The following is a 12,923-nucleotide window of genomic DNA, read 5'->3' on the forward strand; positions in this document are numbered from 1 at the left end:
GCATGCGTAACTCTACTTGAATTCTACTACAGTCACGCCTGTTCCACCTTCACCAGCATCTCCAAATCTTATTTTCTTCACTGACCGATGGTTGCGAAGGTATTCCTGGACTCCCTGTCTCAATGCCCCGGTTCCTTTTCCGTGGATGATATTGACTCTTGGGTAACCGGCAAGCAATGCATCATCGATATATTTTTCTACTCTCATGAGGGCATCTTCATAACGCTCTCCTCTAAGATCAAGCTCAAGTCCCACGTGAAAGTCCTTGCCTTTAACAATGGCTAATGGTTTTGTTTCTACCTGCTTAGGAGAGTTGATATATTCCATATCCGTTTCTTTCACCTTCATCTTGAGAATGCCAATCTGTACTTGCCATTCTTTAGCACTAACGCGTTCAACAAGATGTCCTTTTTGATCAAAGGTCAGAACCTTGACCTCATCCCCTGGCTTGAACTCGTGTTTTGCCTGTTTCGCTTTGCCTCCGCCTTTTTTCACCTGATTGAGCTCAGGAGTCGCCTCGCTCAGGCGTCTTTTGGCATCGATCAATTCATGCTCTTTGATCTCGGCACCTTTATCAAGTCGCAGCTTCCGAAGGTCACGGATGATTTCTTCCGCTTCTTCTTTCGCTTTTTCCAAGATTGATGCAGCTTTTCCTTTTGCCTTTTCGGCTAATTCATCTTTCTTTTGATAATACTCCGCCATCTGTTTTTGCAAATCCTCATGCAGATGTGCTGCATCTTTCAACAGCTGGTGTGCTTCTTCGCGGTCTCTCTCCGCCTGCTTACGGCTGGACTCAAGGGAAGCAATCATGTTTTCGACCTCATTGCTGTCCGCGCTGATATAGGATCTTGCTGTAGTAATGACAGATTCTTTCAATCCTAATCTCTTGGAAATTTCAAAAGCATTACTTCGGCCTGGTACGCCAATCAGTAGTTTATAAGTCGGGCTCAATGTTTCTACATCGAATTCTACGCTGGCATTGGTGACGCCTTCCCGATTGTATCCATAGGCCTTTAGCTCTGGATAGTGGGTTGTCGCGATCACTCTTGCACCTCGCTGATAAACTTCGTCCAGTATTGAAATCGCCAGTGCTGCACCTTCCTGAGGATCAGTGCCCGCACCAAGTTCATCGAATAGCACAAGGCTATTGTGGTCAACCTTTTCAAGGATTTCCACGATATTGACCATATGGGATGAAAAAGTACTCAAACTTTGCTCGATCGACTGTTCATCACCAATATCTGCATAAACTGACCCAAATACAGCTACTTCTGATCCGTCAAGAGCAGGAATCTGCAATCCTGCCTGGGCCATTAGCGTACAAAGTCCGACTGTCTTCAAAGTAACGGTTTTACCCCCGGTATTCGGACCGGTGATGACAATCGTCGTATAATCACTCCCTAAAGAAACACTGTTCGGAACAACTTCATCCATCGCGATCAGTGGATGTCTTGCCTGGAAAAGGTTGATACGGCCCTCATCATTGACGATAGGCTTTGAGCCCTTGATTTTGCTCCCATATCGCGCTTTCGCAAACATAAAATCAAGCTCGCCCATAATGCTCACGATTTCCATTAGCTCATCATGATGGTCGGCGGTAAATGCCGAAAGCTCTGAAAGGATTCTTTCGATTTCCTGCTGCTCTTTCACCCTGATGCTCTGAAGTTCATTATTCAGCTGGACAACAGATTGCGGCTCAATGAACAGAGTCTGCCCGGAAGAACTTTGATCATGGATGATACCGCCATAATGCGAGCGATATTCCTGTTTTACAGGAATGACAAATCGATCGTTCCTGATGGTGATGATGGCATCCGATAGCATTTTTGAGGCGTTGGATGAGCGAATCATGCTCTCCAATTTTTCACGTACTCTTGCTTCTCTCATGCGCATTTGATGTCGAAGTGACCTTAGTGCTTCACTTGCACCGTCAAGAACCTCGCCGCCTTCATCGATCGCGTTTCTGATCGATTCTTCCAAATTCGCAAGGACGATGATTCCCTCTGTATAGCTCAATAAGATGGGAACCTCGGTAACTTCCTGCAAATCATCGACAAATCGCTTCATTTGTCTGCTGGCATGGACAGTGCTTGCCACCTGAACCAGTTCACTTGGACTGAGCATACCTCCGATTTGCGCCCTTTTTACATGCGGCCTTATATCATGAATACCACCTAATGGTACATTACCTTTTAGTCTTAGAACCTTGGCTGCTTCATCTGTTTCTTCCTGTAAACGGGATACTTCCGAAAAATCAACGGAAGGCATCAACGCAATTGCTCTTTCCCGTCCTAATGAGGATGAGACATGTTCTATCAGCTGATTCCTGATTTTATCAAATTCAAGTGTTTTCAAAACTCGCTGTTGCACAAAAATTTCCTCCTTCTTCTTTAGCGAAGGTACTTTTATTAGGCTCCTTTGCGAAATAAGCCCTTTATTGATTACGGCCGTGCAGGAAATCCAGCAATCCGTTCAGATCCAATGCATTGAGGACGGATGATTCCTTGATCCAGCCTTTTCTGGCGGCTGTTACGCCTATATCCATATGCTCTAGTGTATCCACTTTATGCGCGTCTGTATTGATGACAAGCTTGACACCTTCATCCTGAGCTTTCCTTAAATACTCTGATGCCAGGTCAAGTCGGTTCGGATTCGCGTTCAACTCAAGTGCTGTATTCGTTTCTTTTGCCAGCTTGATCAGCATATCGATATCAACTGAGTATCCCTCACGACGGCCGATCAGCCTGCCAGTTGGATGCGCGATGATATCAACATGAGCATTCACCAGAGCAGTCTTCAAACGGTTCATGATTTTTTCGGTTGGCTGGGAAAAAGAAGAATGGATCGATGCAATGACCAAGTCGAGTTCTGCTAGCAGATCATCTTCAAAATCCAATGAACCATCTGGTAAAATATCCATTTCAATTCCTGTCAAAATTGTGAAATCATCGAATTTCTTGTTCAGTTCCTTCACTTCTTCAATTTGCTTCCGCAGGCGTTCCGGCGTCAGCCCGTTCGCTACCTTCAAATAATGGGAATGGTCTGTGATTGCCATGTATTTATAGCCTCTCGCGATACACTCCCTTGCCATTTCCTCGATTGAATGGCCGCCATCGCTCCACGTTGAATGCATATGAAGGTCGCCTTTAATTGACTCCAGTGTGATGATTTTCAAATCTTCTTTATATAACTCGACTTCCGAGCCGTCTTCCCTTAACTCTGGCGGAATGAAAGGAAGGCCGAAATACTGATAAAATTCCTCTTCCGATTTGAATGTGGTGACTTCACCTGTTTCTACATTCTCTACACCGTATTCGCTGATCTTTTCTCCTTTTTCCTTCGCTAACTGCCGCATTCTTACATTATGGTCTTTTGAACCAGTGAAGTGATGGAGCGCAGTTGCGAATTCTTCAGGATCGACAAGGCGGAAGTCCACATTCACATCATAGTCCAGGCCAAGTGTGACAGAAACCTTGGTATCTCCAGCTGCGATAACCTCTTTTATTTTCGGCAGTTTGACCAGCTCGTCCTTCACCGCCGTTGGATTTTTAGAAGCAATGATGAAATCCAGATCCTTGATTGTCTCTCTCATCCTCCTCAAGCTTCCTGCTTTTGAAAATTGTTCGATTCCCTCTATCTTTTGAAGATATGATTCAATTAATTCCGCAACCGGGAGCATATATGCAAGCGGCAGTCTATCCGGCCTTGTGCCAAAGTTTTCAATTGCCGCAAGAATCTTTTCTTCGCTCTTCTTGCCAAAGCCTGCAAGGTCACGAATTTTACCTGACTTCGCAGCCTCCTCCAAGTCGTGGATGCCTTCTACTCCCAGTTCCTTGTATAGCTTGGCGATCTTTTTCCCGCCCATTCCTGGCAGCTGCAAGAGTGGGATCAGCCCGCTCGGTACTTCTTCCTGCAATTCTTTCAGCTCAGTTGATTGCCCTGTCTCCATGAATTCCTGAATGACTCCGGCTGTTCCTTTGCCGATTCCTTTGAGTTCAGTCAACTCGCCCATTTCTGACATACTGCGCTCATCTCCCTCAAGAGCAGCAGCAGCCTTGCGGAATGCAGAGACCTTGAATGGGTTTTCACCTTTTAATTCCATATATGTAGCGATCGTTTCAAGTAATTGTACGATATCCTTTTTATTTACAGACACGAAGTCCACCTGCCTTTTAAAATTACCGACCGGATTAAGCCGGAAGTAGTCATTGTCTTCTATTTTATAGAAAACAAGCCCCCCTGTGAAATCAAATGAAAAAATATATGATGATAAGTTATAGACAGCCTGAATATGTGCTGTGTTTATAGTATTTGGTGTTGCTGGTTTTTCCAGCCTCACACTCGTTAGAATCATGAGAAATCGTTAAAAAAGAAAAAACTTCTCCGCAACAGAGAAGTTATGCAGCCATGTATTCAATCCAAAGTTGTTTAATTTGCTGGGAAAATACTGGGGTATTTTTTATGATGTTTTCGGCTAGAATTGAATCGTTCAGTGGTCCCTGGATCGCCTGGATTGGCAGTAAAGCAGCGATGTAGAGAACAATAAATAAAAGCAGGTAAACTTCAACAAAGCCAAGGAACCCTCCTGCCCAAACGTTCAACTGCTTCAGGATTGGAAGGTGAGCCACAAAATCGAGCATCGAACCGATGATTTGAAGCAGGATTTTCACTGCGAAGAAGATTGCTGCAAATGCAATCGCGCGATAATATGCATCTTCTAAATTGGCATTTTCAAATAGAAGATTTAACGTCGCATTGCTTCCAAGATTCGGATACGGAATCCATAGAGTCAGCTTTGGCGCCAACTGGTCGTAATATATGTACGCAACGATGAAGGCTGCGATGAATCCAGCCAAATGGATGGTTTGCAGGATGAACCCCCTCTTCAATCCTACAATGAAGCCAACAAGCAAAATAGCTAATACAGCAAGATCAAGCATGCTTTTTTCAGTCCTTTAACCTTTTAATTTCCGCTTCGAGCGATTCAACACGATCTTTCATTTTTATGTAATCATTAACGGCATTCACAGCAGTTAATACAGCTAATTTACTAGTATCAAGTGAAGGATTCGCTGAGCCGATCTCACGCATTTTATCGTCTACCATCGAGGCAATGAGCCGGATATGGCTGGTGCTTTCTGTGCCGACGATCGTATATTGCTGTCCGTATATATCGACAGTCGACTTATTTTTTTTTGTGTCTGACAACATTTATGCCCCCATTCATAAGAATCCTATTTTATACTATAACATGAACGTAAAAAGCTGGGAAGTATTTGCCTGTCAGATCTGTATGATTTATGGAAGAATATGTCTAACTATGAAATGTAAAACAGGGAGTGTAATGCAATGGGAAACAGTGTCCTTCAAAAAAGTCCGGAAGAAATCAAAAAGATGAAAGAGTATTACAGTAAGTTTCTTATTGATAAGCTTCCGCCTGGCAGCGTTTTCGCCGCCAAAACACCTTCCTGCGCAATCACTGCCTATAAATCAGGAAAAGTATTGTTCCAGGGAAAAGATGGGGAGACCGAGGCAGCCAGGTGGGGAACGGCCCTAGCGCCTTCTGCTAAAAAAGCAGCTGCACCAATTCCAGGCTCCCATTTACCAAAGAATATTGGCGAGATTTCCATCATCGGTTCAGATGAAGTGGGAACTGGCGATTATTTCGGTCCGATCACAGTCGTCGCAGCCTATGTCAGACGGCAGGATATACCTGTATTGAAGGAGCTTGGGGTGCAGGATTCAAAGAATCTCAAGGATGATAAAATCATCGAAATCGCCAAGCAGCTCGTAACCTTTTTGCCGCACAGCCTGCTGACACTGCATAATGAAAAGTACAACCAAATGCAAATGAAAGGCATGTCACAGGGCAAGATGAAAGCTCTGCTGCATAACCAGGCGATCCACCATGTTCTTGAAAAAATCGCCCCTGAAAAACCTGAAGCGATTTTAATCGATGAATTTGCAAAAGAGCAGATTTATTACGCCCATTTAAAAGGGCAAAAGAAGATTATCAGGGAAAACGTTTTGTTCAGCACAAAAGCAGAAGGAATTCACCTGGGAGTGGCTGCAGCGTCGATGATCGCCCGCTACGCGTTTGTCCGCCATTTCGAGAACCTCAGCAAACGCGCAGGATTCACGATACCAAAAGGTGCTGGCGCTGCTGTTGATAAAGCGGCTGCAAGGCTGATCCTTGAAAAAGGGACAGAAGTACTGCCAGAATTCGTTAAGCTGCATTTTGCCAATACTGAAAAAGCGAAGAAGATCGCGAGGGTTTAGGTCGATATTGCTGGAAAAAATGAGTTGTTTTTTCCAGTTCGCCAAATTATAGCAACTTTTCGCGGAATCACATGTGTTTTTCGCGGAATCATAGCAAACTTTCGCGGGAATCTACGGCATTATCGCGGAATTCAATCGGGTTTCCCCCCTGTAACTCTATTTCAAACGGAATCCTTTTTTATTCCACGGCGTATGCACGATAATTCGCCGGGTTTTCTCACAGATCTTAGCGAAATTCACATTAAAAAGGCAGCCCGCAGGCTGCCTTTTTCTAATTTATCCTCTCAATACTGCTCCTGCTTTTTCTTCAAGAGCTGCAAGGACTTTACTATGTGCTTTTGCAATGTCTTCGTCTGTAAGTGTTTTTTCCGGATCGAAGTATTTCAGTGAGAATGCAAGGGATTTCTTGCCTTCCTCCATTTTTTCACCCTCGTAAAGGTCGAAAACATTCACTTCTTTTAAAAGTAATCCGCCAGCTTCAGTGATGATTTTCTCCAGGTCGCCGGAAGCAGTTGCTTTTTCAACAACCAGGGCAATATCCCTTGTGATGGACGGGAAGCGCGGGATTGCGGTGTACTGCAACGGCGCTGTTTCTGCTTTCAATAATGCTTTTAACGATAACTCGAAAACATAAGTTTCTTTCAAGTCGAGCGACTTTTGCATTGTTGGGTGAACCTGGCCGATGAAGCCGATGACATTGTAATTCAACAAAATGTCAGCCGTACGTCCAGGGTGCAAACCATCAAGCTCAGCCTTCACGAAATTTAATTGGCTTTCAAGGCCAAGCTTTGAAAATAACCCTTCAACAATTCCTTTAAGAACGAAGAAGTCAACAGGCTTCTTCTCACCCTGCCATGGATGGCTTTCCCACAGGCCAGTAATGGCTGCAGCAAGGTGTTCGCGTTCTTCAGGAAGGTCTTCATTGCTGTTTTTCAGGAAGACTGCCCCAGTTTCATAAACAGCGAAACTGTCAGTCTGGCGAGCGATATTGTATTTCAATACTTCAAGAAGTTGAGGTACGATACTTAAGCGCAGTAGGCTGCGGTCTTCGCTCATTGGCATTGCCAGTTCAACAGGCTCGCGCTTATCCAATGCGTACTGTGTAGCTTTCTCCGCGCTTGTAAGGGAATATGTGACTGCCTGGTAAAGTCCTGCGCCTTCCATATAACGGCGGACAAGACGGCGCTTTTTCTGGTACTCAGATAATTGCCCTGGTGTCGATGGACCTACAGGAAGAGTTGTTGGCAGGTTGTCATAGCCATATAGACGGCCAACCTCTTCAATCAAATCTTCTTCAATCGTGATGTCCCCACGGCGAGTAGGTACTGTTACTGTGATTGTGTCATTATCGACAGAAGTTTCGAATTTCAGGCGTGCAAAAATGTCCTCAACATTCTTCATTTCAAGGTCTGTTCCCAATACCTTATTGATTTTCTGAATTGTTGTTGAAACAACAGCCGGCTTCACATTTAAAGCATCAGCTTCAACAACGCCGCCAAGAACTTCTCCTCCGGCAAGCTCGATCATCAGTTCAGCCGCACGTTCTGCAGCAGGGCGAACTCTTTCAGGATCCACACCTTTTTCATAACGTGAGCTTGCTTCACTGCGCAGGCCATGATCCTTGGAAGCCTTGCGGATTGCACCGCCTGTAAAATAAGCGGACTCAAGCAAGACAGTTGTTGTATCGCTGCCAACCTCGGAATTCGCTCCACCCATTACGCCTGCAAGCGCAACCGGCTCTGTTCCGTTTGTAATGACTAGGTGATCAGGCGTCAATGTGCGTTTCACATCATCAAGCGTTTCAATCACTTCGCCATTCTTAGCACGGCGGACAAGGATTTCTTTTGATCCCAATTTATCGTAGTCGAATGCGTGAAGCGGCTGGCCGTACTCCAATAAGATGAAGTTCGTGATATCAACTACATTATTGTGAGGACGGATGCCTGCAGCCATCAATTTTGTTTGCAGCCAAACTGGTGATGGACCAACTTTTACATTCTTGATCACTTTCGCAACGTATAGAGGATTATCTTCTTTAGCGTCAACTGTTACGTTGATATAGTCGCTAGCTTGCTCTGAAGATGTTTCAGGCTGTGGATTTGGCAGCTTGATGTCCTTGCCAAGAATCGCTCCAACCTCGTATGCAACTCCAAGCATGCTCATGGCATCAGCACGGTTTGGCGTCAAGCCAAGCTCAAGGATCTCGTCATCCCTGTTGAGGACCTCAAGCGCGTCCTGGCCGATTTCAGTGTCTGGAGTGAAATTGAAAATTCCCTCAGCATATTCCTTTGGTGCTAGCTTCCCTTCGATTCCAAGCTCCTGCAGCGAGCAGATCATCCCGTGGGATTCTTCTCCGCGAAGCTTTGCTTTTTTAATCTTGAAATTGCCAGGAAGAACCGCTCCAACTGTCGCAACGGCAACCTTCTGTCCTTTGCCCACATTAGGTGCGCCACAGATAATCTGGACTGTCTCACCGTTTCCAAGGTCCACAAGTGTTTTATTCAGTTTTTCTGCGTTTGGGTGCTTCTCGCACTCAAGTACATGGCCGACAACTACACCCTGCAAGCCTTCATTTAATTTTTCTACGCCTTCTACTTCAATGCCGCTTTTCGTGATTTTTTCAGCAAGCTCCTCAGCAGATACGCCTTCCAAATCGATATATTCCTGAAGCCATTTATATGATACCAACATGGTTTTACCCTCCTAATCATTATTCTTCAACTGAAAATTGCTTCAAGAAGCGGACATCATTTGTATAGAAATGACGGATGTCATCGACTCCATACTTTAGCATCGCAATACGCTCAGGTCCCATTCCAAATGCAAAACCAGTGTATTTCTTCGAATCATAGCCTGCCATTTCAAGCACATTCGGGTGAACCATCCCTGCACCAAGGATTTCAATCCAGCCTGTTCCCTTACACACGCTGCAGCCTGATCCGCCGCAAATTTTACAAGAAATATCCATTTCGACAGATGGCTCTGTGAAAGGGAAGAAGCTAGGACGCAGACGAATTTCGCGATCTTCGCCAAACATTTTCTTTGCAAAAACTTCAAGCGTTCCTTTTAGGTCGCTCATTCTTACATTCTCATCAACGACAAGCCCTTCAATCTGCATGAACTGGTGGGAGTGTGTTGCATCGTCATTATCACGGCGATAAACCTTGCCCGGGCAGATGATTTTTACAGGACCCTTGCCCTGGTGTTTTTCCATCGTCCTTGCCTGGACAGGGGATGTGTGTGTGCGCATTAATGTTTCTTCTGTAATGTAGAATGAATCCTGCATATCACGTGCTGGATGCCCCTTCGGAAGGTTCAATGCTTCGAAGTTATAGTAATCTTTTTCGACTTCCGGACCTTCCTCTACTGTGTAGCCCATGCCGATGAAAAGATCTTCGATTTCTTCGATGATGCTCGTAAGCGGGTGATGACTGCCAGTTCTGACAGGCCTTCCAGGAAGGGTCACGTCGATTTGCTCAGCTGCCAATTGTTTTTGGACTGCCGCTTCCTCAAGTTCCTTCTGCTTTACTTCAATCTGGCCGGAAATCGCATCGCGGACTTCGTTTGCAAGGGCACCCATTTTCGGTCTTTCTTCAGCTGATAACTTGCCCATTCCTTTTAATACTTCTGTGATTGGACCTTTTTTCCCAAGATAGGAAACACGAACATCATTCAATTCTTTAAGGTCAGCTGCTGCGGCGACTTTTTCAAGAGCCTCAGCCTGCAGTTCTTTTAAACGATCCTGCATTGGTAAATCCTCCTTCATATTCTTCTTTTTTGAACACAAAAAGACCTCATCCTTTATAAAGGGACGAGGTTCAAGGTTATCGCGGTACCACCCTTTTTAACAGGCAATACAATATGTATTACGTGTTCGCTTCATTGAGATAACGGCTTTGTGCCGATGCATCTTTACGCCTGTAAAAGCGGTCCCGATGCCAACTCTGGAGGTGAACTTCGCTTGCATGCTCCATAAAAATGCTTCCAGTCTTCGGCATTTTCTCCCTTGATGGACAGCTTCAAGCTACTCTTCTCCGTCATCGTTTTTGAAATATTATTTTTGCTGTTTATTATATTATAATCTTGGCGCAGTATCAAATGGTTTTAGGGCCTATTTTGCTGTTTTTAAATAATATAGCAAAATACCTGCGGCGACAGCGACATTCAGCGATTCACTTTTGCCGTAAATCGGGATATAAAGATTTTGTGTTGTTTTTGCCAGAAGCTCTTTATTTACACCGCTTCCTTCATTTCCTACGAGCAGGGCGAAGGCTCCCCCTTTTTCAGCCTCTGTAAAAACGACTCCATTTTCAAGGGCGGTTCCATAGACCGGAATGTTTTCATCTTGAAGTTTGGTAACCCACTCGGAAAGGTCTCCACTTAAAACCGGCAAATGGAAGTGGCTTCCCTGCGCAGAGCGCAAGACCTTAGGATTATACATATCGACACTGCCCTTCCCGACAATGACAGCATCAATTCCGGCAGCATCAGCTGTCCGAATCATCGTGCCAAGGTTACCTGGGTCCTGGACAGAATCAATCAATAAAAAGGTTTTTCCATTTGCTTCTGTGTTCTTCGGCTGCCGGCATACAGCAAATATACCCTGAGTTGTCTCGGTATCAGCAAGCTGCTTGCTGATTTCATCCGTTACAACCGTAACAGGAATCTCACCGTAATCCAGGCCATGCGGCAATTCAGTTTTTTCGCTTAAAATGATTTCTTCTACATCTTCTTTTTTCGTCAGTGCTTCTTCAACTAAATGGAAGCCCTCAACAAGGAACATACCGGACTTATCGCGTTCCTTTCGCGTCAGTAATTTCTTCCACTGCTTCACTTGCAGATTTTTATCAGATTGAATGTACTTCAACTCTGGCTCTCCTTTGTTATGGCTTGTTCAATTTTACTATTATAGCTCAAAACAGATACATAATAAAACCAAAATTGTTCATCCTATAACCATCTTGGTAATTTGAAAGGAGTTTGAGCAAAGGATGAACCTAAACCTTAGGAATGCAGTTATTACAAATGTAGCAGGAAATTCACAGGATGAGTTGAAGGATACTATTGTAGATGCCATCCAAAATGGAGAAGAAAAAATGCTTCCAGGCCTTGGAGTCTTGTTTGAAGTGATCTGGCAGAACGCATCTGCTGAAGAACAGCAGGAAATGCTCAACGCATTGGAAGAAGGATTGAAAGGAAAGCAATAAATTTGGAAGAACTCCTTCATTTGAAGGAGTTCTTTTCTTTTAGTGCTAAACGGGGTCCTTTTTCCATAAAAATGGATAAAGTAGTGATTACGCTCGATTTCGTAGTGATTAAAGTTAATTTCGTAGTGTTCAATGCAGTTATTGGAGTGATTCATGTTGATTTTGTAGTGATTATGTTCAAAAGCGTAGTGATTATATAAAAAGCTGTAGAAAAAACGTTTAATAAAGACAAAAAAATTGTCCAGAAAACCAGTTTTCACTGATTTCTGGACAACCATATCCTAAATCTTATTCAAAAGTGATCTTCTCAACTGTTTCTTTATCAAGACGCTTGATAACTTCTACGATCAGCTTTACAGCGTTTTCGTAGTCGTCACGGTGTAGCATTGCTGCATGTGAGTGGATGTAGCGTGTCGCGATTGTGATGGATAACGCTGGTACACCGCGGTGTGTCAGGTGGATAGCTCCAGAGTCTGTTCCTCCGCCCGCTACTGCATCGAACTGGTATGGAATGTCCAATTCATCAGCCAGGTCTGTCACAAAATCACGAAGGCCTTTGTGAGATACCATTGATGCATCATAAATGATGATCTGTGGGCCGTCACCCATTTTGCTTAGTGCTTCTTTTTCTGTAACGCCTGGAGTGTCTCCGGCGATCCCTACATCAACGCCGAAAGCGATGTCAGGCTGAATCATTTGAGCGGAAGTTTTAGCGCCGCGAAGGCCTACTTCTTCCTGAACTGTTCCAACGCCATATACGACGTTCGGGTGCTCAGCATCTTTAAGACCCTTAAGGACATCGATTGCAATAGCACAGCCGATACGGTTATCCCATGCTTTAGCAAGAAGCATTTTCTCATTGTTCATAACAGTGAATTCGAAGTAAGGAACGACCATGTCTCCAGGAGTTACTCCCCATTCCTTCGCTTCGTCACGGCTTGAAGCACCGATATCAATGAACATATCCTTGATATCAACTGGCTTTTTGCGCGCTTCCGCAGGAAGGATGTGAGGCGGTTTAGAACCGATTACCCCAGTGATTTCACCTTTGCGTGTTACGATTGTCACGCGTTGTGCAAGCATGACCTGGCTCCACCAGCCGCCAACTGTCTGGAAGCGGATGAATCCTTTGTCGTCGATGCTTGTTACCATGAAACCAACCTCATCAAGATGGCCGGCAACCATGATTTTCGGTCCATTTTCATTGCCGACTTTCTTGGCAACCAGACTGCCAAGTCCGTCAGTCGATACTTCATCAGCGAATGGAGTTATGTATTTCTTCATTACTTCTCTTGGCTCACGCTCATTGCCGGGAATGCCTTTGGCATCGGTTAAATCTTTTAGCATTGTTAATGTTTCATCTAATTTCGCCATTATTTCGACTCCCTTAATATGTAGTTTCGAAACCTATTATACTAGACATGCGGGGTATTGTAC

Annotated in this window: 10 protein-coding genes and 1 other annotated feature; of the genes, 2 read left to right on the plus strand and 8 right to left on the minus strand. The window is 44.5% G+C overall.

The genetic code is table 11. From position 1 onward, the window contains the following. Positions 1 to 12: 12 nt before the first annotated feature. The 4 genes from CD004_RS16775 to zapA form a co-directional block, all read right to left on the minus strand. Positions 13 to 2,370, minus strand: coding sequence for an endonuclease MutS2 (locus CD004_RS16775; RefSeq protein WP_102263807.1), 2,358 nt, complete (start codon positions 2,368 to 2,370; stop codon positions 13 to 15). A 64-nt stretch (positions 2,371 to 2,434) separates the two neighbouring features. Beyond that, a complete protein-coding gene (gene polX / locus CD004_RS16780) occupies positions 2,435 to 4,156 on the minus strand; it encodes a DNA polymerase/3'-5' exonuclease PolX (RefSeq protein WP_102265144.1) in 1,722 nt (573 codons plus the stop codon). 241 nt (positions 4,157 to 4,397) lie between these two features. Beyond that, positions 4,398 to 4,940, minus strand: coding sequence for a CvpA family protein (locus CD004_RS16785; protein WP_102263808.1), 543 nt, complete (start codon positions 4,938 to 4,940; stop codon positions 4,398 to 4,400). 7 nt (positions 4,941 to 4,947) lie between these two features. Next, positions 4,948 to 5,211, minus strand: a complete 264-nt coding sequence (zapA, locus tag CD004_RS16790) for a cell division protein ZapA (protein ID WP_371931994.1) — start codon at positions 5,209 to 5,211, stop codon at positions 4,948 to 4,950. 138 nt (positions 5,212 to 5,349) lie between these two features. On the opposite strand from zapA, the gene rnhC reads away from it, so the two are divergent. Then, complete coding sequence (gene rnhC / locus CD004_RS16795; RefSeq protein WP_102263809.1) at positions 5,350 to 6,279, plus strand: ribonuclease HIII; 930 nt, start codon at positions 5,350 to 5,352, stop codon at positions 6,277 to 6,279. 276 nt (positions 6,280 to 6,555) lie between these two features. Here rnhC and pheT read toward each other — a convergent pair whose 3' ends face one another. From pheT to CD004_RS16810, 3 genes are all read right to left on the minus strand, one after another. Further along, complete coding sequence (gene pheT / locus CD004_RS16800; RefSeq protein ID WP_102263810.1) at positions 6,556 to 8,970, minus strand: phenylalanine--tRNA ligase subunit beta; 2,415 nt, start codon at positions 8,968 to 8,970, stop codon at positions 6,556 to 6,558. A 19-nt stretch (positions 8,971 to 8,989) separates the two neighbouring features. Continuing rightward, entirely contained in the window at positions 8,990 to 10,027 is a 1,038-nt protein-coding gene (gene pheS / locus CD004_RS16805; RefSeq protein WP_102263811.1) for a phenylalanine--tRNA ligase subunit alpha, read from the minus strand. Between the two features lie 56 nt (positions 10,028 to 10,083). Next, positions 10,084 to 10,329, minus strand: a binding site (T-box leader). A gap of 61 nt (positions 10,330 to 10,390) precedes the next feature. Next, on the minus strand, positions 10,391 to 11,146 hold the full coding sequence (locus tag CD004_RS16810) for a TrmH family RNA methyltransferase (RefSeq protein WP_102263812.1): 756 nt from the start codon (positions 11,144 to 11,146) through the stop codon (positions 10,391 to 10,393). A 124-nt stretch (positions 11,147 to 11,270) separates the two neighbouring features. On the opposite strand from CD004_RS16810, the gene sspI reads away from it, so the two are divergent. Further along, positions 11,271 to 11,486: a small acid-soluble spore protein SspI gene (sspI, locus tag CD004_RS16815; RefSeq protein WP_102263813.1), complete on the plus strand. Its 216-nt coding sequence runs from the start codon at positions 11,271 to 11,273 to the stop codon at positions 11,484 to 11,486. A gap of 288 nt (positions 11,487 to 11,774) precedes the next feature. Here sspI and CD004_RS16825 read toward each other — a convergent pair whose 3' ends face one another. Then, positions 11,775 to 12,860 (minus strand): M42 family metallopeptidase, encoded by a 1,086-nt coding sequence (locus CD004_RS16825; protein WP_102263815.1) that lies wholly within the window; start codon positions 12,858 to 12,860, stop codon positions 11,775 to 11,777. Positions 12,861 to 12,923 lie beyond the last annotated feature (63 nt).

It is taken from the genome of Mesobacillus jeotgali, from assembly GCF_002874535.1.
GTDB classification, from domain to species: Bacteria; Bacillota; Bacilli; order Bacillales; family Cytobacillaceae; genus Mesobacillus; species Mesobacillus jeotgali.

Excerpts from the sequence above, each read along its gene's own strand:
- zapA (WP_371931994.1), bottom strand. The coding sequence starts at position 5,211 with ATGTTGTCAGACACAAAAAAAAATAAGTCGACTGTCGATATATACGGA.
- pheT (WP_102263810.1), bottom strand. The coding sequence starts at position 8,970 with ATGTTGGTATCATATAAATGGCTTCAGGAATATATCGATTTGGAAGGC.
- sspI (WP_102263813.1), top strand. The coding sequence starts at position 11,271 with ATGAACCTAAACCTTAGGAATGCAGTTATTACAAATGTAGCAGGAAAT.
- rnhC (WP_102263809.1), top strand. The coding sequence starts at position 5,350 with ATGGGAAACAGTGTCCTTCAAAAAAGTCCGGAAGAAATCAAAAAGATG.
- pheS (WP_102263811.1), bottom strand. The coding sequence starts at position 10,027 with ATGCAGGATCGTTTAAAAGAACTGCAGGCTGAGGCTCTTGAAAAAGTC.
- CD004_RS16785 (WP_102263808.1), bottom strand. The coding sequence starts at position 4,940 with ATGCTTGATCTTGCTGTATTAGCTATTTTGCTTGTTGGCTTCATTGTA.
- CD004_RS16825 (WP_102263815.1), bottom strand. The coding sequence starts at position 12,860 with ATGGCGAAATTAGATGAAACATTAACAATGCTAAAAGATTTAACCGAT.